This window comes from Flavobacterium sp. AJR (assembly GCF_002156885.1).
Classification (GTDB): domain Bacteria; phylum Bacteroidota; class Bacteroidia; order Flavobacteriales; family Flavobacteriaceae; genus Flavobacterium.
The window spans coordinates 16,543-37,517 of record NZ_NCWQ01000033.1; the positions used below are offsets into that span (position 1 = coordinate 16,543).

A 20,975-nucleotide genomic window follows, 5' to 3' on the forward strand; every position below is an offset into this window, starting at 1 on the left:
TAATTATAGATATCTAGATATGATTGAATTGTTTAAAATGTTGTCTAATGAGCATCGTATACTCATTTTATCATGGTTAAAGGATCCGCATGCCCATTTTGCAATTGAGGATATAGAACCAGAGGTAAAGGATTATGGGGTATGTATGAGCGTTATACAAAAAAAAGCAGGTATTTCTCAATCTACAACATCATCATATCTATCATCAATGGTTAGTGCCGGCTTACTAAAATCAGTAAGAGAAGGGCAATGGACTTACTACAAACGTAATGAAGAAAAAATCCAGGAATTAGGAGATTACATTAAACAAGCCTTATAATTTTTGTTTTTATAATAACAAAAAGAATATTCAAGATGTTGATTTAAAATAACAGAGGAAAGAACTTATAAGTTCTTTTTTTTAAACTATAGAATATCTATAATTCTAGATATCTAATAATATAAGAATATTGAAAATAATTTTGCAAAAGCTCACAAACATTAAAATTACATTAATATGGAAAATTCAATAAGAACTTTCGAAAATCACAAAGCATTCAACCGCATTTATGCTCCAAACAAATTAACAATAGGTCTTTTTTTGCCACTAGATCTTTATGCTGGAGATCTTACAATCTTTAATAATCACACTAGCTATATCAAACAAATTGACGAAAAGAATTTTGGCGCTATCTGGGTACGAGATATTCCATTGTTTGATCCTAGTTTTGGCGATGCTGGTCAGGTATATGATGCATTTACTTATCTCTCATACCTTGCGGGACAAACCAAAAATGTAGCTTTAGGTACAGGAAGTATTGTATTGCCTTTTTGGCATCCAATCGCCTTGGCTAAAATTACTGCATCTTTGGATCAATTATCAAATAACAGATTAATCCTCGGAGTTGGTTCTGGCGATCGTGCTGCCGAATTTCCTGCATTCGGACTGCCTTTTGAAAAACGTGGGGAACGTTTTAGGCAAATATTACAAGAATTCCGTCATATAAGTCAAGAATCATTCCCTAAAATAAATTCTGAATTAACTTATCTAAATGGGGTAGATCTGCTTCCTAAACCTGTGGCAAAATCCATTCCGGCTCTTGTTACTGGATCAAGTCAGCAATCATTAGAATGGATAGCAAATAATAGCGATGGCTGGATTACATATCCAGGAGCTACAGCTCACAAAAATGATACGATTCGCTTGGGCGAAAAAATAAATGCTTGGAGAGACCTTATTCCGAACCAGCAATTCAAACCACATATGACTAACGAATGGATTGAGTTGGATGAAGATCCATATTTCCCCAGAACAGCACTAAGAGGAGGATTTATACTAAAAACAGGAAGATTAGGACTTATCGATTTATTATCAGAATGGCAAGAAGCTGGTGTAAATCATGCAGCATTAGGTATTCAGTTCAGTAAACGACCAATACCAGAAATTATTGATGAACTGGCAGAGGAAGTTCTGCCTCACTTTCCATCACTAAATAGTTAAATATTAATAGAATATAATTACAGTGTTGTAGTAAAAAAGAAAGCCCTCCAGAATCAAATTCAGGAGGGCTTTTTAACTTGAGAATAAATTTATTTTTTAGATTCTTCTACAGAAACTTTTCTAAATTCTTTTAATAATTTCTCTAATTCTAAAGTTGATTTACGAGCTCTTGGTCCAGCTGCTTTCACACCTTTGTCCATTAAAGACTCATATTCATTTTTGAATGTTTCGAATTCTGTCGTGATTTTGGCGAATAAGTCGTTCATGATAATGCTTTTATTTAATTAAGGCGCAAAAGTAAAATTTTGTTCGTAAGTACTAAATAATTTGCTGTTAAAATCATTATTTTTTTTCAAAGCCCACAATCCTAATGTTTTAGGGGCTTTAAAACATAATATTAGCTTAAAATTACATCAAAAACGAAGCTTTTTGTCAATTATTAGCATGATTATTTTTACAAAAAGAACATAGAATCGTCTCGTTAAGCATACTAATGGCTTGTACAGCCCATTTGAATGTTTTTTTGCTAAATGTTTATTATCATTTTTACAACAATTCAAGAGTTCACGGCACTTCTACAGCACGTTCTAAGCAAACAATCACATTGGCAGATTTATTATTTAAACCAATTTATAGACTTAAAAAGCTTTTCGGCTAAATCCCTCAATCTGGGTCAAGACTTCTGTAATCATAAATACTCGTTCATTAAAATCATTTAAGAATAAGCCGCCGTATGTCTTTACAAATTCTTTAAATATTGGTCCTTCTACATGTTTAAAAAAAGCATCTTGATTTTCGTAGATTTCCCAGAATACAACTTCGCCAGCAGGAGGCGTGGGTAAACTTTTTTCATTAAAATTAGGAATATGTACCATATACAATAATGTTTCGGGTTCTTTTTCATTTACATCCTGAGCAAGTTTTTTTAAAGCTGCAGTTGCTTTAACTTCATTTCCAGGCAAGATGGTCCATTTTGCGATTAGGGGATAATACATAATTGGTTTGTATTTAGTTTATAGATGAATTAAAATATTAGTTTAAAGAGATTATACTTCTACATATTCAAATGTTGGTCCTGCACATTCTCCATTTGCTAACGGAATATTTAATAATTCCAAAGCTTTATATTTAAGGTCATACATTACCGCAATACCTTTTATTAGTAAATCGGGATTACCGCTTACAGCATCATTTATATTATTAAGCAGCGTTACATATACTTTATTAAAATCGATGGCTTTTTGTAATAGTTCGGGATTATCCTTATAATCTTTCATTTTAGGATTTGCTTTCATATTATAAACCGATGACCAACTTACGGTAAACGGGCGGCCTGTAGGTACGCTTCTTACTGGCATCTGAAAATTAGTATCATTGGCACTATACATACGCCCATAACTTATTTCCTGAAACTTAAAGTAATGTGCATATTCAATATCTTCTCCAAACATCACATGATCTGTAGCAATAGTTCCGTCTATACCTTCACCTTGACCAACGATTTCATCAATGGCTTCTTCAGCCTCTTCATAGTTTGTAACTTTTGTAATCTTACCACCACTACCATAATAATGCTCAGGAGTTATCTGGCGTTTAGGATCTCCTTTAAATATTTTGCCTTCTGATTCTCGGTTCAGGCGTTCTAAACCATATCGTATGGCTTCATAAAATTGTCCTATACTATCAAAATTCTTTGTAATTGGCGCATTAGGATCCGATGGTCTTTCGATCGTAGAAAATTCTTCTAATGCTTCTTTAGAAAATTTAAGCAAGTGTACTTTAAACGCTGGTGCTCCTTCGGAAACAACTGGTCGAATATCTCCGGGCAAAAAGGTAGGGTAGGTAGGGATGATATCTTTTACATTAAAAAGTTTTTCACCTTTTTTTATACTTTTAGGATCAGTGATTGCATTAAGAATATTAGATACTAATATCATGTGCAACATTTCCTCTACAACTACGCTTCGTATTAGCGCAGCAGCCTCGACATTGCTACCCTCTTTTATGGTGTAAAGACCGCATAGATAAGGCGGTATTGTAGAAAGTTCTAGTTGTAATGCAGTCCTAAGGCATCGCTGAAGATGTTTTATATCCTTGATATAGTTCATGACATCATCCTGAGACATTTTTAGCTGAACAGGAAGATCTTTAATTTGCAAAGCGTCACCTTGCAGAGCAATCGAGTTTGCGATTTCTTGTGGCGTGTCTAAATGGGTGAGAGGCTTGATTAGTTTCTGACGCTTCGGATTATTTTTTTGAAAGAAATTATTTTCCATGATTTAATTATTGTTCAAGTTGTTTAAGAATAGCTTCTGCGGCTTTAAAAGTCAGGGCAGACATTGTTAGAGTAGGGTTGGAGGTGCCTAGAGTAGGCATATTGCCACAGCCCACAAGAAAAAGGTTTTCATGATCCCAGGTACGCATATCTGTATCTACTACTGAGTCTTGCTTAGTAAATCCCATGCGGTGAGTTCCTACAATATGTCCAGCACCTGCAAAACTGTATCCTTTGCCTTTATAGGTTACATAATCAGGGTCTTCTCCGGGTTTGTACTCTGTAAAATCTTTAATACCACATTGATCAAACAATTGCTCAGAAACAATTCCTGATGCTTCAAAAGCTTTTAGCATATACTCCGTTGCGTTGTAGTGAATAACGGGTCTGTAATTATCGATATTATCCTTGTATACCGGATCAATTGTTACACGATTGTTTGGGTCGGGAGCTTGTTCACATTCAAAGTGAGTAAAGAATTGTCGGGTAACGCGATCTTCGATTCTATCACGTAGTTTTTTACCAAATACACCTTCGCTAACAGCCTCACTTACATCTGATCCCGGAGAAAATGTAGGCCATGCCCAACCCCAGTTATCCAATGGTAATATCCATGCGGCATGGTCTTTACGAAATTCTCCATCACGAAATGTTGGAATATTGGTAGTAGATCCCGGACCACGATACGGATAAATAGGTTCTTTGGCAAGTCCCCATCGTAATACCGTCATGTGATCCATTAAGTTACGACCTACCTGATCACTACTATTGGCAGCACCAGAAGCAAGTAGTAATTTGGCGTTTTCTATAGCACTAGCAGCCATTACATATATTGTTCCTTTGGCAGTAAATGTTTCGTATTTACTAGAGTTACCGTTTACATATTTTTTATATTCAACACCGTTTATCCAGTTAGAAGTTTCGTTTATTAATAATCGGGAAGCTACAGCTTGTGTTTTGATGGAAAGATTTCCCATATCACACTTTCTAAGCGTTTTTAATGCGTTATACTTAGCTTGTACAGGACAAATAGGAACGCAGCTTGCATTACCTTCGCAACGTTGCCCAGTATAAGGATCCCAGTTTGACCCCACAGGATTATAATCTACTTTTGATTTGTTTCGGGTTATATCCAGTTTCTTTGTACCCGGATTCCAAGCTACTCCATCAATATCATAATCTGTATTAGGAATAGAATTCCGACCTTGTGGCGTACTAATGCAATACAGTTTGTATGCTTTATCATTAAGTATAATTTTACTGTTTTTGTCTATTACATCAGTCATTACTTTATCGAGATAACTTATCGGGATACCTTTCATAGGAAGTACGTAATCCTTATTATAGATACTTTTTTGCTCAATAGGATAGTTTTGATCCTTTACATCTCCAGAAACACCAATTTCATTTTCGGCCATTTCGTAGTAACGGTTCATATCTTCATATTTAATAGGCCAATCTACAGCAACACCGTATTTTGATTTCATTTTAAAATCATTAGGTAACATTCGGAGTGTTGTACCTAACCAGTGTAAGGTCGTACCACCAGGAGCACGGGTACAATCGCTTGCAAAAGGTAATGGTCCCATTTGTACTAAATACCCATTAGTAGACGGCTTGTTTTTTTGCATCACCTGTAAGTCTAATACATTTATAGATTGTGCATCTTTTACATCGGGATAAGGTGAGTTTGGTACTTTTGCGGAAGCATTATAAAAAGTAGTAAGATAGTCTTGATAATTTTTGTAATTAGCTTCCTGATCCATTGCTATACCTGCTGTTAATCCAGCTTCGAGCATCAATACTTTTTTTCCTGCATTGGTGAGCAATTTTGCCACTATTGATCCAGCTATTCCAGATCCAACAATTACCACATCATAACTATTATTTTCCATTTGAAACTTTTTTAGCAGTTGATTGTTTAACTGAAAGAGGAAGATCTGACCATGAACCATACCCAGGTTGTTTAGCTCCAGGCGGGTGTGCATGTATCGCATCCCACATTAAGCCTTGTATGTATGAAGCTGATGATACTACATTCCCGTTCCAATTTCCTGTATACCAAAGAACAATAATACTTTGAGCTAGATTGCCATAAGAAGATGTAGGCATAAACTGTGTAGCCAGTGCATGTTCGATAACTTTTGGATTCTGTTTAGAATCGATGAGTAGTTTGTTAAAATCGATAAAGAAGTAATCAACGTCTTCTTTATTTATATTTTTAAGAATGGTATTATAATAACTTTCCTGCATTCCAGTAGACTTAAGTTCTGTTTTACTAAAACCAGTAAGTAATGCCGAAGCTTCTAAAAAAAGTTTAGAATAGGGGATAGGTTCCATAAGATTGGTTTGGGGGATTTAGGTGTTAATTAATAATTTAGGTTTCTATTACATTATTTTTTTGATTTTTACTTACGTAGAATGATTATAAATAACTGATAATCAATGCGTTTGTCTAGCTAAAGTATATAAAGGAGATAGTGTAGCAATACGTGTTTTTACCTGTTTTTTTTATATAGCTACTTTATTGACACAGCAATAATTAGCTTTAAGAGTTGTCTTATTAACAGGTTGTTAGGTTTTATCTTATATTTATTTATAATAAACGAAAAGTGCTTATTAATTGAAAATAGTTTAATGTTTTGCTCGTATTAATGAAATAAAATAAATTGCATTTTGCTTCTCTCTTTAAATCAATAAAAATGGCTTAGAGTCTATTTAAAATTGGGATTGTTTTGCCATAAAAAGTAAATTTGTGAAGTGCGAAAAGTTATTCCTTACATATTCATCTTCTTAATAGCGTCTAACATTGGCTTCTTTCAGCAATTTTATAAATTGCCTGTATTACTTGAGCACTTTAAGGAACATCAGCAAATAGGAAATGTAAGTTTTATTGATTTTTTGGCCATGCATTATTGGGGCGATGATCTAAACGATAATGATGGTGATCGCGATATGCAACTTCCTTTTAAAAATATAAGTGGTTATTCATTACAGCTTGTATTTATACCTACAGATAAACACACCATTTATATACCTTTTAATACTGGACTTAAAGAGTCTGCTATTATTCCTTATACATCCAACCTGTATTCTAACCCTGCCTTATTTTCGGTATTTAGACCTCCTATAGCATAATTTAATTTTTCAAATTTTTATTGTAGTTAAGACATTTATAGGTCTCAGCTATAGCATTATTATATCTAAAAATTAAATCAAATTATGCTTAATAAGATAATACAATTCTCAGTTAAGAATAAACTGGTAATTGGCGTCTTTACATTGCTATGGATTATTTATGGCGTGTATGAAGTTAGTCGTTTACCAATAGATGCTGTACCAGACATCACAAACAATCAGGTACAAATTATTACAACCGCTCCATCCTTAGGAGCCGAAGATGTAGAGCGTCTTATAACATTCCCGATAGAACAGGCGATAAGTAATATTCCGCAGCTTAAAGAAAGTCGTAGTATTTCGCGTTTTGGACTTTCGTTAATTACAATTGTCTTTGATGATGATACAGATGTGTATTGGGCGCGTCAGCAGGTTGCCGAACGTTTACAAAAAGTAGAAATAGACAAAAATGCCAGTAAACCCGAAATGGCTCCTGCAACAACTGGATTGGGCGAAATATACCAATATGTTGTAAAACCACAACCGGGTTATGAAGCCAAGTATTCTCTTGAGGATCTAAGAACAATCCAAGATTGGACAATTCGAAGACAACTTTTAGGAACTCCCGGAATTGCCGATGTAGCTACTTTTGGAGGGAAATTAAAACAATATGAAATTGCCGTAAACCCTGCACGATTAAAAGCCCAAAGTCTTACTATTAAAGAGGTTTTTACAGCCTTAAGTAGTAATAATGAGAATACAGGAGGAGCTTATATCGAGAAAGGCCCAACAGTACTTTATATCCGTAGTGTTGGTCTTACCAAGAATATAATTGATATCCAGAATATTATTGTAAAAAATACCCAAGCAGGGACACCAATTCTTATAAAAGATATTGCCGATGTAAAGATGTCTTCGGCAATACGTTATGGAGCTTTAACCACAGATGATCTGGGAGAATCTGTAGGTGGAATTGTTATGATGCTTAAAGGCGAAAACGCAAATAATGTAATTGTAGATGTAAAAAAACGCGTTGCCGAAATAGAAAAGATTTTACCTGAAGGTTTAAAAATAGAACCTTTTCTAGACCGTACCAAAATGGTTGATAATGCTATTGGTACAGTTCAAAAAAATCTTATCGAAGGGGCATTGATTGTTGTCTTGGTATTGGTGCTGTTTTTAGGTAATCTGCGTGCAGGATTTATTGTAGCATCGGTGATACCATTAGCAATGTTATTTGCTATTATCATGATGAATACCTTTGGCGTAAGCGGAAATTTAATGAGTCTTGGTGCTCTTGATTTTGGTTTAATAGTCGATGGTGCTGTAATTATAGTCGAGGCCATATTACACCATATGCACAGCACTAAAAAGTATAAAAACGTAGATAGTGTTTCGCAACCAGAAATGGACAAAGAAGTTGCTAGTTCGGCAGGTCGTATGATGAACGCAGCTGTATTTGGACAAATAATTATCCTTATCGTTTATCTTCCTATTTTATCATTAGAAGGAATAGAAGGTAAAATGTTTAAACCAATGGCACAAACCGTTGCTTTTGCCATTTTAGGAGCATTTATTTTATCGCTTACCTATGTGCCAATGGTTAGTTCTTTATTTATAAGTAAGAAAGTAAACCATAAACCGAATCTTTCTGACCGAATTATGGCAAGGTTAGAATCGTATTATGAAAATTGGTTAACTAAAGCTTTACGAGTAAGAAAATCTATTGTTATCTCGGCATTTGTTTTATTTGGTATTGCTATGCTTTTGTTTACACGAATGGGTGGTGAGTTTATACCACAACTAGAAGAAGGAGATTTTGCTGTAGAAACACGTTTACTACTAGGAACAAACCTATCGACAACTACAGAAACAATTCAGAAAATTTCGGCTGCTCTTAAAAGCAATTATCCCGAGGTCGAAAAAGTAGTATCGAGAATTGGTAGTGCCGAGATTCCTACGGATCCAATGCCTATAGAAGGTGGGGATATGATTATTGTTTTAAAAGATAAATCGGAGTGGACAAGTGCTTCATCTTTCCCAGAACTGGCAGATAAAATGACCGAAACAGTAAAACAAGTTGCTCCCGGAGTTACGACTGGTTTTCAATTTCCTGTTCAAATGCGTTTTAACGAACTTATGACAGGTGCAAAACAAGATGTTGTATGTAAAATTTATGGAGAAGATCTTGATAAACTGGCTGAATATGCCGAGAAATTAGGCAATATTGGTAAAACTGTAGAAGGGGCGACAGATCTATATGTTGAAAAAGTTACAGGAATGCCACAAATCGTTATAGATTATGATTGGGCCGAAATGGCTAAATACGGAATCTATGTTTCTGACATTAACCAAACCGTAAATGCAGCTTTTGCAGGTGCAGTAGCTGGTAGTATTTATGAAGGTGAAAAACGATTTGATATGGTTGTTAGGGTTGAAGCAAGCGGACGAAAAGATATATCTGATGTACGTAATCTTTTAATCGCAACACCATCAGGAATGCAAATTCCGCTTTACCAAGTAGCATCGGTGAAAGAAATTGAAGGTCCAAACCAAATACAACGAGAAGACGCTAAAAGAAGAATCATTGTTGGTTTTAATGTTAGAGGTCGGGATGTAGAATCGATTGTAGAAGAATTACAGAAAAAAGTAAATGCTCAAATAAAATTTGATCCAGGATATTATATTACTTATGGAGGAACTTTTGAAAATTTACAACAAGCAAAATCTCGTCTTGGTGTTGCTGTACCAGCTGCATTATTTATGATTCTGGCATTGCTATATTTTGCGTTTAGATCTCTTAAAGAAGGAATTATAATATTTACAGCAATTCCTTTATCGGCAATTGGTGGGGTATTTGGACTTGCATTGCGCGATATGCCTTTTAGTATATCTGCAGGAGTTGGTTTCATTGCATTATTTGGAGTAGCCGTACTTAACGGAATTGTTTTAATATCGGAGTTTAACCGAATACAGAAGCTGGGCGAAATCACTGATCCGTTTCAAATTATCATTACAGGAACAAAAAACAGGTTGCGTCCCGTATTAATGACAGCCGCTGTAGCATCTTTAGGCTTCTTGCCAATGGCTTTAAGTAATGGTGCAGGTGCAGAGGTACAACGTCCATTAGCAACAGTAGTTATAGGAGGATTAATAACGGCAACTTTACTTACGTTGTTTGTGCTTCCGTCTATTTATTTAATGACATATCATACCAAAGTATTTACTAAAAAAATGAAGAAACATAAAATCGATAAATTGACATTATTACTTGTTGGTTTATTAATTACAGCTTCGGTTCAGGCACAACAACGATCTATATCTCTTGATGAATCATTGTCTATTGCGATTCAGAATAATAAAAGAGTGAAATCGGCACAACTGAACGAAAAATCAAAAGAACAACTCCAAAAATCGGCTTTTGATATCCCGAAAACTGCTTTAGATGCAGATTACGGTCAGTTTAACAGCGGTCTTAACGACACCCGTTTCGGCATTAGCCAAACATTTGCTTTCCCAACTGTTTATAGCAATCAGAAAAAGGCTTTAAAAGAAGGTTATAATGCTGCCAAGGCTGAATCTCAGTTAACGGCACAGCAAATTAAATCGAATGTGAGGAATCTCTTTTATTCCTATATCTGGCTAAATAGTAAAAAAGAACTATTGGCTTATGCCGATTCTATTTACAGATTAATGGAGCAAAAATCGGATTTGCGTTATAGAGCCGGAGAAACAAATGTGCTTGAAAAAAGCGCTTCTCAATCGGCTAGACAATTCTATACCAACCAGCTTACAATGGTAAACAGGGATATAGATATAACAATACGATCTTTTAATGCTGTTCTTCAGGATAGTATAATTCATGTTCCAACAGCAACTAATATCAAGAATGAATTTAATGTTTCGTTAAACGAAAAATCAAATTCGGCAGAGTTGCCACAAATAAAACTGTCCAATCATATTGCCGAAACTGCAAAATGGAAATGGAAAACAGAACAAGCTAAGATGCTACCAGATATTACATTGGGATATAATAATTTGAGTATAATAGGTGCTCAAACCAATGATGCTGGGCAAGAAGTATATTATGATAGCAGCCATAGATTTAGTTATGTAAATCTGGGATTATCTATTCCGTTGTTTTATACAAGTCAATCTGCACGAAATAAAGCTGCAAAAACAGAATACGAAACGTATAAAACAATGGCAGAAGCAGCAAAAATTGAAGTGAAAACGGATATTTCGAATGCTATAAGTGAGGTAGAGAAGTATAAAGAAAGTCTTAATTATTATGAGAATGATGGGCTTAAAAATGCATCGACCATAATTGATGCTGCCAATAGTCAGTTAGAAAATGGAGATATTGATTATCTACAATGGGTATTGGTGGTAAACCAAGCAATTACAATAAAAAGTGAATATCTAGACAGGATTAATGACTACAATAAAGCCATAATTAATCTGCAAACCATTAATAATTTATAATATAATGAAAACATATATAACCGCAATTTTAGGCATGTTACTTATAGTATCCTGCAAAAGCGATAAAAAAGAAGAACAAAATAATGCCGAAGTCAATAAGCAAGAAAACAGCATTCAATTAACTAATGATCAGGTAAAAAATGCTGGATTGATTGTAGGGAATCCACAAGAAAAAAACGTAAAAGAAATATTAACGCTTCAGGGAACAGTTACTGTACCGCCTAAAAGTGTTGTAAGCATCAGTATTCCGTTAGGAGGATATATTAAACAAACAAGTTTAATGTCTGGAATGCATGTTAAAAAAGGACAATTATTAGCAGTAGTAGAGGATATGCAATACATACAACTGCAACAGGATTATCTTACTGCAAAAGAAAAGTTTCAATTATCGCAAAGCGAATATAACAGACAAAAAGAACTTAATGCCAAGAAAGCAAGTAGCGATAAATTATATGAACAAACTGCTACCGAAATGCAAACTCAGCGTATAAATATGGCAGCATTGGCACAGAAACTAACTTTACTAGGGATTAATGTAAGAACACTTACAGCCTCAAATATCAGTAAAACAGTATCTATTGTTTCGCCTATAAATGGTCTGGTAACTAAGGTTAATGTAAACGTGGGGAAATACATATCTCCAACGGATATGTTGTTTGAATTAATGGAAACCAGTGATATCGTTCTTGTTATGAATGCTTTTGAGAAAGATGTACACTTACTTTCTGTAGGACAATCGGTTACAGCTTTTACCAATAGTAATCCTTCAAAGAAATATACGGCTAAAATTGCTTACATAAATCAAAGTCTTAACGGAGATCGTGCAGCCGAAGTTATCTGTAAAGTAAATAAATACGATAGCTCATTACTTCCTGGTCTTTTTATTAATGCTGAAGCAGAATTTGAAAACGAAAAAGCACTTACAGTTCCAGAAGATGCTGTTGTAAGATGGCAAGGCAAATTCTTTGTTTTTTCTTCTACAGGAAATAATAATTATAAAATGATTCCGGTAGAACCTGGAACGACGAATGAAGGCTTTCGCCAAATTAAATCTTCTCTAATAAATGCATCATCCAAAGTTGTGACTAAGAATGCGTACACACTTTTAATGACGTTTATGAATAGCGGAGAGTAAAAGTCCAAACATTTGCTAAACAGAAAAAGGTAGTCACTAGGCTACCTTTCCTGTTTAATGTATCTAGGTAGAGACGCACCGCAGTGCGTCTAACCCAATATATATTGCAAAATGATTTTTAACACATAGAAACATAGATTTAAAATGAATATCTAAAGCATCTTATAGAAAATCATAATTTTTTCACATAGCTAACTATTTGTGTTTTAACTAAGTGAAACGCTTTATTGGTAACTAAAAAAATCTATTTTCTATGTATTAATTTTATTCAGATAAAAAATAAAATTTATTCCGCCTTTCTAATTAATGGGATAACTTTTGTTCCTATTAATTCTATTGCATTCATTAATTGAGAATGTGTAAGTCCTGCATTATCCATTTGGAATGTAAATCTTGAGACACCGCCAAGAGATTCACTATGTCTTAAAATCTTCTCAGCTACTTGTTCGGGATTACCTACAACCAAAACCCCTTTTTCGTCGATAAGACTATCAAACTGTGCTTTTGTAACAGGCGGCCAGCCTCGTTCTTTTCCTAGTTTAGTCCAAAGTTCGGCATAACCCGGATAATAATCGGCAATTGCTTTTTCATTTGTACTACCTATATAACCTGGCGAATGCAAGCCTACTTTTAATTCTTTGGCAGTAAATCCTGCTGCTTTACCAGCTTCTCTATATAAATCAATTAACGGACGAAAACGATGTGTTTGACCTCCAATAACAGCAACCATTAATGGTAATCCCAGAGTTCCTGCTCTTACAAAAGATTCTGGAGTTCCGCCAACACCTAGCCAAATGGGTAATTTTTCTTGTAATGCACGTGGATATACAGGAAGGTTATTTAGAGCAGGACGAAATTTTCCTGACCAAGTAACAAATTCATTATCTCGTATTTGCAGCAAAAGTTCTAGTTTCTCTTTAAAAAGTTGATCGTAATCATTAAGATTAAACCCAAATAGAGGATAAGCTTCTATTGATGATCCACGCCCAACGACAATTTCTGCTCGTCCTTTGGAAATTAAATCCAGAGTAGCAAAACTTTGATATACACGTACAGGATCAGCAGCACTTAAAACACTCACGGCACTAGATAACCGAATATTGCTTGTTTTTGCTGCAGCTGCTGCCAAAATAACTGCTGTAGCAGAATCTAAGAATTCTTTTTTGTGATGCTCGCCAATACCAAATATGTCAAGACCTACCTGATCAGCTAGTTCAATTCTTTGTAATAATTGCTCCATTGCATCTACGCTACTAAGCGTATTATTGTCCCCGTACATTGCAGAGGCAAAACTATCTATACCTATTTCCATCATAGTAGTAAAGATAATAAATTTTGTTTTCTTTTTATTGTAGCTACATTTAAGTATTCAGCCAGCATTAATTATATTTGGCTATAAATTAGCTTCCAATTTCTCATTAATGAACAAAATTATAACATACTCACTTGAGCATCATACAAGCTTGTTTACAACTGAGGAAAACAAAAACGATTATTTTTATGTACAAATAAACGATCATCCTTACATCGACGAACCTTATCGAGCAGAAAGTTATGCAATAGAATTTCTTAAAAAAGGAAGTATTATAATGCAAACAAGGCTTACAAAAATTGTAATTCACGCACCAGCAATAATCACATTAGGCCCTTCGGTAATAAGAAGTTTTACCAAAAACAGCGATGAAATTTTAATGGATATCATCTTTTTTAAACCGCAATTCTTCCTTAAAAATCAGGCAAATGTTTTCTTCTTGAATCAATATGATTTTTTCGTTAATAGTCAGATGCATGTATTTAGCCTTGAGGATGGTGCTGAAATTAAATTTGGAAAAATATTTGATTTAATTAGTGATACACTTAATGGCAATAACAACAATCAATCTTCAATTTTAAGAAGTTATCTCTATATATTAGTATTCGAACTTGATGCTATAAAACAAACTATTACCGATAACTACGATCAAAATCCATTATTTGAAAAATTCAAAGAAATCCTCGCCAAAGAATTTTTAAGAGAACGTTCTGTAGGGTATTATGCAGATAGTTTAAATGTTACACGTAAATATTTATCTGAAGTCATTAAAAAGAATAGTGGGAAAACTGCCAGCGATTGGATCGATGATTTTATAGTGCTTGAAGCAAAAGTATTACTGCAAAACAAAACACTTACAATTAATCAGATAAGCGAAATGTTGAACTTTTCCAATCAATCTGTTTTTGGCAAATTTTTCAAGAGTTCTACTGGTTTTTCTCCTTTGGAATACCGTAAAAATAATGGACAATAACTTGTTGATTTAACCGCAAAGTTTTATAATTCTGTAGGTTAAAAAAGTTTAACCATTAAGACATTAAGATTCATTAAGGATTAAGTTTAATAGTAAAAATTATTTTTAATGGTTGTGGGAAGTTTAACGGCAGAGTATGCAAAGTGTTATTGATTAAGCTTTGCGAACTTTGCTTAAATCTTGGTGTACTTTTCGGTTAATTTCTAACTATAAACCACAATCTTGTCACCCTGACGGAGGAAGGGTCTCCGCAAGAAACTAACACAAAGTATTTCCAGATTATCGAGCTACTCGTGGAGATTCTTCGTTCCTCAGAAAGACAAGATTGTAGTGAGTTAGATTATCTAAAACTTTGCGAACTTTGCGTTTTTCCTTGCGTTCTCTGCGGTAAATTTCTTTACGGTTAAGTTTTTCTTAATACGACTTTACGACCAACATATAGGACATTTGGCTCTTTATTGATGAAACAAATCAACGCAACTTTGTACCATGATAATTTTACTGACAATGTGTAAATAAAAAATAAATTATGTCAAAAGTTGCAAAATTTGTAGTTATAATAAATGATAATGCGGGATGGATAGAAAATCAGGCAATTAAATTCTATTCTAATTTATTTGATCAATCGCAAGTATTAGGAGAGAAATACGTAGAAGAATACCTTTCTATTCCTAAACTCTTTAAAATACAAAATGATTTTTCGGTCGAAATGATGATGGTTTATGATAACGAAACACCTTTAGGTTTTATTAAGCTTAACTCATCCAGACTTTCTAATCAAAATCTTGGAGCAAATAAACCTGTTGGTATTGATCATATTGTTTATTTTGGAAAAGACGATTTAATGGTATTACTCAAGCGTGCTGAAGAAGTTGCTAATCAAAGAAAATATGATTTAATATGGATTAAAGCTTTTAAAGATGATGTTATTTTGATTGAATTATTGGAATCTCTTGAATATCAAGTATTCGATTATGAAGAAGATAATAGCAAGAATAGCAATCAAGAGCAAGTTTATTTTAGAAAAGAAATGCCAGTTCATTCCAATCCTATTTCATAAAAAGATATATAGATTAATGTGATGTTAATTTCTTACATTAGTAGATGCTAACGTTTTGAAAATAAGATAAACATGGAAGTAGTAAAAATATACATAGAATATGTAGCGAAAGGAATTGAAATAACTGGTATTATCACCATAATTATTGGGATTGTGCTAGCGATGGGTAAGTTCATTTTTTCACTTCAGGGAACAACTCTACGTTCCTATAAAATATTAAGACAAGAACTTGGCAAAGGAATCTTGTTAGGTCTAGAAATCCTTGTTGCAGGAGATATTATTGGCACAGTTGTAACCGAACCAACAATGGATCGTGTCCTTTCGTTAGGAGTTATTGTATTAATTAGAACATTTTTAAGTTTATCACTCGAGGTAGAAATCGAAGGGAAATTTCCATGGCAGAAAAGTAAAGAGATAGAGGAGTAATGAATCATTCCTCTTTTTGAGATCCGTATTTTTCCAGATTTATTCTTACTTTTTCATTTCTTTGTAAAGCATATTGCTCGTAGACCTTGTCAAATAGTTGATCATTTTCTAGTATTGCAATTTTGGCTTGTGCAATAAAATATTCCAAATCGTCTTTATATATTCCACCATTAACTTTTCTTACGGTATAAGTTTCTCCAGTAGCTCTTCTTTTCTTAATAATCTCGATAAAAGAGATGTTATTTCGTATATCTTTTCGAGCCGCCTGAGACCTAGGGGATTCATAAAATCTATATTCTGAATCAAAAAATCCAGAAATCGCATCGTCATTTAGTCTAAAAACTTTATTACAAAAAACTTTAAGCGCTACGTAACCATTTTCGTCTGCTTGTTCTATAAAATCTGAAATTTGATAAGGTGTTTTCATTTAATTAATTCCGATAACAAATTTTGCTCTCTTCTAAAAAAGAAATACAATACTTGTAGATACATAATTTAAGGTTATAAAAAATGAAATTACAAAAATGAATATTTAAAACCAAATTGATATTAATGACTGTGATAGGTGAGTGGTAACAGGATTTCTATTCTTTCTAAATATTACTATTTCTAATGCATTCTATAAATATTTAGGCATTTGATATTGAAGCTAATTGAGGTGATTTTTTAACAAAAATTATATAGAATTAATCTAAATAATTTTTGTTAAAGGATTATTAATATTTACATTTGCGCTGTTTTTATTTAGAACTATTAAAAACAGATAACCAATCAAATTTAAAAATTAATGAAGTATCTCAACTTAAGAATATCACAGTTTATATTTATAATTTGTTTTTTATTTTCGGTCTTAACATCTTTCGCGCAACAAAGCCCAGGAAAAATTAAAGGACAAATAACAACTTCAAATGGTAAACCTTTAACAGGAGTAAGTATTATCCTTAAAGCATCAAAATATAGCACTTCGACTGGTAGTGATGGCAGCTTTAAATTTGACAAAATAATCGCCAATATTTATACTTTACAGGCATCCTTAAAAGGTTACGAAACAATAGAACAAGAGATTAGTGTCTCTAAAAATCAAACCACAACACTTAATTTAATATTAAAAGTATCAAATAAAGATCAGGCATTAGGTAGCGCAAATTTTGGAGATAATGGATCTGAGCTTGATGAAATAATTGTTTCGGCTAGCAGAAAAGTAGAAACTTTATCTAAAACGCCTTCATCTGTAACGGTAATTAATGCTAAGAGTATCGAAAACTTATCAATTGTAAGTCCAAATATTGCTAATGTTCTTGCTTTTGCAGTTCCAGGTTTAGGTTCTGCGACTAATAATACTGGTAATTACGGACAAACTCTTAGAGGAAGAAATCCTTTGGTTCTTATCGATGGGATTCCGCAATCGACACCATTAAAATCGGCAGGTAGAGAATTACGCTCTATTGATCCTTCGGTAATCGAACGTATTGAAGTTATAAAAGGAGCAACAGCTATTTATGGTAATGGAGCCGATGGAGGTTTGATTAACTATATCACAAAATCGGGCAAGACACAAAAGAAATTTGCAGGATATAGTGAAGCTGTTACTACTGGAAACATTAAAGGGGATAGCGTTGTAGGATATAGACTTTTACAACAGTTTTATGGAAAAATCAAAAATTTCAATTATATCGTAGGTGGTGTATATGAAAAGACTGGTGTTTTTCGTGATGGAGAAGGAGAAGTTATATCTCCTGAATATGGATTAGGTGAAACCAAAACATATAATGTGTTTACCAAATTAGGATATGATCTTACAGAAAAACAAAGAATTGAATTAATGTACAATTACTTCAGTTCTAATCAAGATTCTGATTTTGTACTTAAAAATGGAGTTTATGGAGTTAGCCCAGCAATTGGTGTATTAGGAAACAGACCTGGTGCTGATGAAGGTACACGTTACAATCAGAATGCAAACCTTCAATATTCAAACAAAGAGATTTTTGGTAATACTAGCTTAACGGCTAATTTATATTTTCAGGATTTCTTGACTATTTTCTCTAATTCTGCCTTTTTCTACGGTTCTGGACAATCACAAACAGCATCTACCAAAAAAGGATTAAGAGTTTATTTAAACACTCCATTTACAGTTTCGTCAGACTTTACGGGAGATGTTACTTATGGTTTTGATTTACTAAACGATAAAACAAATCAAAAATTAGTCGATGGTAGAGTATGGGTTCCAAACATTGATATGGTTAATCTAGCTCCTTACGCACAATTATCGACTCAATTATTTGAGGATTGGACAGTAAAAGCTGGTTTGCGTATCGAAAATATCAAAATAAATATTGATGATTATAACACTCTTGCTACAGGAGCAAACGGTGCAGGAAGTGTTGCCGTAAAAGGTGGCGAACTTAATTATGATGCATTTGTTTTTAACACAGGTATAAGATATTCTAAGTTTAAGTTTTTCAACCCTTTCATCAGTTTTTCTCAAGCTTTCTCCGTATTTGATTTAGGTAGAGTTCTTACTGCTGCAAAACAAGATGCTATTTCAAAATTAGAAACTGAACCAATTATCGTAAATAATTATGAAGGTGGTTTTAGCAGCCAATTAGGGAAGTTTAATCTTAGTGCAGCTTATTATTACAGTACTTCTAAACTAGGAACAAACTTAATCCAAGTTGATGGTTTCTTGCTTGCAGAACGTTTACCAGAGCGTGTATGGGGTTATGAGATTCAGGCAGATTATCAAGTATTAAAACAACTTACTGTAGGAGGAAATTACGCTTATGTGCAAGGTAGAGGCGATAAAGATGGTGATGGTCATTTTTATGGAGAAAATGATATTTATTTAAAATCAAACAGAATACCTCCAGTTAAAATGACTGGTTACGCAAAATTTGGAAACGAAAGATTAAATGTAGAAATATATTGGATGTATGTTGGAGATCGAGATTATTTTAAACCAAATGCCAAAGGTGCATATGCAATTGGTGAAGGTCCGATTCATTCATTCAACTTATGGAACTTGGCTACAGCTTATAAAGTAACCGATCAAATTAGAGTGAAATTAGGTATTGAAAACCTACTTAACACAGATTATTATACTACAACTTCTCAATTTTATGGTACAAATGCCAATTATACAAGAGGAAATGGATCAAGATTTAATCTAGCTGTTGGTTACAGTTTCTAAGACAATCTATTAAGTAATATAAAAAAAGGTTCCTGGTATTTTTATCAGGAACCTTTTTTTTAAAATTCTGAGCGACAAAGGTTCTAAGGCTCTAAGAAACTTCACAAAGATTGTCAAAAAGGGAACGCGGATGACGCGGATTCGCTAGAGCGAAAACACGGATAAAACACGGATTTTATTAGTAATATAGAGAAATACGTACCGACACTTCGGGCAATGCCATTAAGTTAAGTTTTTTAAGCCATGTATTTTTGATAAAGATTGTCTAAAAGGGAACGCGGATGACGCGGATTCGCTAGAGCGAAAACACGGATTGAACACGGATTTTCTCTCGTCCCGAAGCTAAATGTCATTAAGTTAAGAGATTTTATATTTTACGCTGTTTCATACATCTGAAATCAAAAATCGTTAATCAAAAATCTTAAATCTTTTTTCCCTTAACCTCAATGACATTACGCTTCGGGATCGTGTTTTCGCTCTAGTGAATCCGTTTTATTCACGTACAATTCCTCAAACTTGTCATTAAGCTTTCTTTTTTTGTACTTAGTTTCTTTCTTTGTATTTGCATAAGTGCGAAAAATTAATACAATAATGTGAGATTTATTTGTTATTTTTGTTTAGACCAAATCTAAACAACCTAAATAATGAAAAATTTCCTGATTGCAGATTCTGAAAACTTGCATATAATCGGATTGAAACAGACCCTGAAAAAGTTTGTGAAGAAATCAAATTTAACCGTGGTAGGTTCTAAAGATGAGTTGATTACTCATTTGGAGAAAAATGTAGTTGAGTATTTAATTATCGATCCAAATAATATTTTTTTATTTTATGATGATGACTTTAAGCAGCTACGGCTGAATTCTCCAAATTGTAAAATTATCATTTTATCATACTTTAAGAATAAACAAACGATTAGCAGTTTTCTAAAAGAAAATATTGATGGATTTATTTCAAAGGACTGTCAGGAGCAGACTATTTTTGATGCTTTGTATAAAATCGAAAACGGTGAACGTTACTTGTGTCCGAAAATACTAAATCTTCTTGTAGATGTGCTTATTTCACCGGCATCTGATTTAAAAGAGAAACTAACTTTTAGAGAGTCTGAAATTCTAAAGCAGATTGCTAAAGGTAATGATGGGAAAAGCATTGCTTCTGACCTTTTTATAAGTATTCATACATTTAGAACTCATCGGAAAAATATTATGAAAAAAACTGGCAGACATACCACCCCAGAGCTTATTTTATATGCAATTAACAGAAAAATAATATAATTCGAGACTAGGTAAATAGTTTTTTTTTTGTCTATTTTATACTACATATGTAGTATTGCTTGTACCTCTTTTGTATAATTTTATTTACTATTCGTGTAGTATTGACTTTAGTTTTTATGGGATATACTTTTGTTAAAAACTATTCTTTAGAATGAATCTAAATAAAATAAGTCAATGGAAGCACGTGAACAGATAAGCACAATTGAATTAAAAGAGGTTTTAGAAAAAAAACATGTCAAGCACATTTTTTCTAA

Annotated in this window: 17 protein-coding genes; 10 read left to right on the forward strand and 7 right to left on the reverse strand. The window is 33.4% G+C overall.

What is annotated here, in order from left to right; all coding sequences use genetic code 11:
* Positions 1–19 precede the first annotated feature (19 nt).
* Positions 20–319, forward strand: coding sequence for a helix-turn-helix transcriptional regulator (locus B8T70_RS10295; RefSeq protein WP_035628022.1), 300 nt, complete (start codon positions 20–22; stop codon positions 317–319).
* A gap of 177 nt (positions 320–496) precedes the next feature.
* Positions 497–1,480 carry an LLM class oxidoreductase gene (locus B8T70_RS10300; protein ID WP_086894786.1) on the forward strand — a complete coding sequence of 328 codons (984 nt, stop codon included), beginning with the start codon at positions 497–499 and terminating at the stop codon, positions 1,478–1,480.
* 89 nt (positions 1,481–1,569) lie between these two features.
* On the opposite strand, the gene B8T70_RS10305 is transcribed toward B8T70_RS10300, so the two are convergent.
* From B8T70_RS10305 to B8T70_RS10325, 5 genes are all read right to left on the reverse strand, one after another.
* Entirely contained in the window at positions 1,570–1,746 is a 177-nt protein-coding gene (locus tag B8T70_RS10305) for a histone H1 (RefSeq protein WP_035625350.1), read from the reverse strand.
* 372 nt (positions 1,747–2,118) lie between these two features.
* Positions 2,119–2,475: a putative quinol monooxygenase gene (locus tag B8T70_RS10310; protein WP_039114696.1), complete on the reverse strand. Its 357-nt coding sequence runs from the start codon at positions 2,473–2,475 to the stop codon at positions 2,119–2,121.
* A gap of 51 nt (positions 2,476–2,526) precedes the next feature.
* Positions 2,527–3,756 carry a ferritin-like protein gene (locus tag B8T70_RS10315; RefSeq protein ID WP_086894787.1) on the reverse strand — a complete coding sequence of 410 codons (1,230 nt, stop codon included), beginning with the start codon at positions 3,754–3,756 and terminating at the stop codon, positions 2,527–2,529.
* A gap of 7 nt (positions 3,757–3,763) precedes the next feature.
* Positions 3,764–5,650 carry a GMC family oxidoreductase gene (locus B8T70_RS10320; RefSeq protein ID WP_086894788.1) on the reverse strand — a complete coding sequence of 629 codons (1,887 nt, stop codon included), beginning with the start codon at positions 5,648–5,650 and terminating at the stop codon, positions 3,764–3,766.
* Positions 5,640–6,095, reverse strand: coding sequence for a hypothetical protein (locus B8T70_RS10325; RefSeq protein ID WP_039114692.1), 456 nt, complete (start codon positions 6,093–6,095; stop codon positions 5,640–5,642). Before B8T70_RS10325 ends, B8T70_RS10320 begins: the two co-directional genes overlap by 11 nt.
* Before the next feature lie 495 nt (positions 6,096–6,590).
* On the opposite strand from B8T70_RS10325, the gene B8T70_RS10330 reads away from it, so the two are divergent.
* The 3 genes from B8T70_RS10330 to B8T70_RS10340 all read left to right on the forward strand — a co-directional run bounded on the left by B8T70_RS10330 (position 6,591) and on the right by B8T70_RS10340 (position 12,492).
* Entirely contained in the window at positions 6,591–6,893 is a 303-nt protein-coding gene (locus B8T70_RS10330) for a hypothetical protein (protein ID WP_240474748.1), read from the forward strand.
* 84 nt (positions 6,894–6,977) lie between these two features.
* The gene (locus tag B8T70_RS10335; protein ID WP_086894789.1) at positions 6,978–11,357 is read left to right on the forward strand and encodes a CusA/CzcA family heavy metal efflux RND transporter; all 4,380 of its coding nucleotides are present in this window, start codon (positions 6,978–6,980) and stop codon (positions 11,355–11,357) included.
* Positions 11,358–11,361: 4 nt separating this feature from the next.
* Positions 11,362–12,492: an efflux RND transporter periplasmic adaptor subunit gene (locus B8T70_RS10340; protein WP_086894790.1), complete on the forward strand. Its 1,131-nt coding sequence runs from the start codon at positions 11,362–11,364 to the stop codon at positions 12,490–12,492.
* Positions 12,493–12,778: 286 nt separating this feature from the next.
* Here the strand turns inward: B8T70_RS10340 and B8T70_RS10345 are convergent, their stop codons facing one another.
* Complete coding sequence (locus B8T70_RS10345; protein ID WP_086894797.1) at positions 12,779–13,804, reverse strand: LLM class flavin-dependent oxidoreductase; 1,026 nt, start codon at positions 13,802–13,804, stop codon at positions 12,779–12,781.
* A 109-nt stretch (positions 13,805–13,913) separates the two neighbouring features.
* Here B8T70_RS10345 and B8T70_RS10350 point away from each other — a divergent pair, with 109 nt between their 5' ends.
* From B8T70_RS10350 to B8T70_RS10360, 3 genes are all read left to right on the forward strand, one after another.
* Positions 13,914–14,777: an AraC family transcriptional regulator gene (locus B8T70_RS10350; protein WP_086894791.1), complete on the forward strand. Its 864-nt coding sequence runs from the start codon at positions 13,914–13,916 to the stop codon at positions 14,775–14,777.
* Positions 14,778–15,306: 529 nt separating this feature from the next.
* On the forward strand, positions 15,307–15,837 hold the full coding sequence (locus B8T70_RS10355; RefSeq protein WP_086894792.1) for a hypothetical protein: 531 nt from the start codon (positions 15,307–15,309) through the stop codon (positions 15,835–15,837).
* Positions 15,838–15,909: 72 nt separating this feature from the next.
* Positions 15,910–16,263, forward strand: coding sequence for a DUF1622 domain-containing protein (locus B8T70_RS10360; RefSeq protein WP_086894793.1), 354 nt, complete (start codon positions 15,910–15,912; stop codon positions 16,261–16,263).
* A 4-nt stretch (positions 16,264–16,267) separates the two neighbouring features.
* Here the strand turns inward: B8T70_RS10360 and B8T70_RS10365 are convergent, their stop codons facing one another.
* Positions 16,268–16,690, reverse strand: coding sequence for a hypothetical protein (locus tag B8T70_RS10365; protein WP_086894794.1), 423 nt, complete (start codon positions 16,688–16,690; stop codon positions 16,268–16,270).
* 360 nt (positions 16,691–17,050) lie between these two features.
* Between B8T70_RS10365 and B8T70_RS24345 the strand changes: the two genes are divergently transcribed.
* Positions 17,051–19,450, forward strand: coding sequence for a TonB-dependent receptor domain-containing protein (locus B8T70_RS24345; RefSeq protein ID WP_086894795.1), 2,400 nt, complete (start codon positions 17,051–17,053; stop codon positions 19,448–19,450).
* A 644-nt stretch (positions 19,451–20,094) separates the two neighbouring features.
* A complete protein-coding gene (locus tag B8T70_RS10375; RefSeq protein WP_086894796.1) occupies positions 20,095–20,721 on the forward strand; it encodes a response regulator transcription factor in 627 nt (208 codons plus the stop codon).
* Positions 20,722–20,975: the final 254 nt, after the last annotated feature.

Coding starts and splice junctions, on each gene's coding strand:
- B8T70_RS10375 (WP_086894796.1), top strand. CDS start 20,095: ATGAAAAATTTCCTGATTGCAGATTCTGAAAACTTGCATATAATCGGA.
- B8T70_RS10300 (WP_086894786.1), top strand. CDS start 497: ATGGAAAATTCAATAAGAACTTTCGAAAATCACAAAGCATTCAACCGC.
- B8T70_RS24345 (WP_086894795.1), top strand. CDS start 17,051: ATGAAGTATCTCAACTTAAGAATATCACAGTTTATATTTATAATTTGT.
- B8T70_RS10355 (WP_086894792.1), top strand. CDS start 15,307: ATGTCAAAAGTTGCAAAATTTGTAGTTATAATAAATGATAATGCGGGA.
- B8T70_RS10315 (WP_086894787.1), bottom strand. CDS start 3,756: ATGGAAAATAATTTCTTTCAAAAAAATAATCCGAAGCGTCAGAAACTA.
- B8T70_RS10295 (WP_035628022.1), top strand. CDS start 20: ATGATTGAATTGTTTAAAATGTTGTCTAATGAGCATCGTATACTCATT.
- B8T70_RS10335 (WP_086894789.1), top strand. CDS start 6,978: ATGCTTAATAAGATAATACAATTCTCAGTTAAGAATAAACTGGTAATT.
- B8T70_RS10305 (WP_035625350.1), bottom strand. CDS start 1,746: ATGAACGACTTATTCGCCAAAATCACGACAGAATTCGAAACATTCAAA.
- B8T70_RS10340 (WP_086894790.1), top strand. CDS start 11,362: ATGAAAACATATATAACCGCAATTTTAGGCATGTTACTTATAGTATCC.
- B8T70_RS10345 (WP_086894797.1), bottom strand. CDS start 13,804: ATGGAAATAGGTATAGATAGTTTTGCCTCTGCAATGTACGGGGACAAT.
- B8T70_RS10325 (WP_039114692.1), bottom strand. CDS start 6,095: ATGGAACCTATCCCCTATTCTAAACTTTTTTTAGAAGCTTCGGCATTA.
- B8T70_RS10360 (WP_086894793.1), top strand. CDS start 15,910: ATGGAAGTAGTAAAAATATACATAGAATATGTAGCGAAAGGAATTGAA.
- B8T70_RS10320 (WP_086894788.1), bottom strand. CDS start 5,650: ATGGAAAATAATAGTTATGATGTGGTAATTGTTGGATCTGGAATAGCT.
- B8T70_RS10350 (WP_086894791.1), top strand. CDS start 13,914: ATGAACAAAATTATAACATACTCACTTGAGCATCATACAAGCTTGTTT.
- B8T70_RS10310 (WP_039114696.1), bottom strand. CDS start 2,475: ATGTATTATCCCCTAATCGCAAAATGGACCATCTTGCCTGGAAATGAA.
- B8T70_RS10365 (WP_086894794.1), bottom strand. CDS start 16,690: ATGAAAACACCTTATCAAATTTCAGATTTTATAGAACAAGCAGACGAA.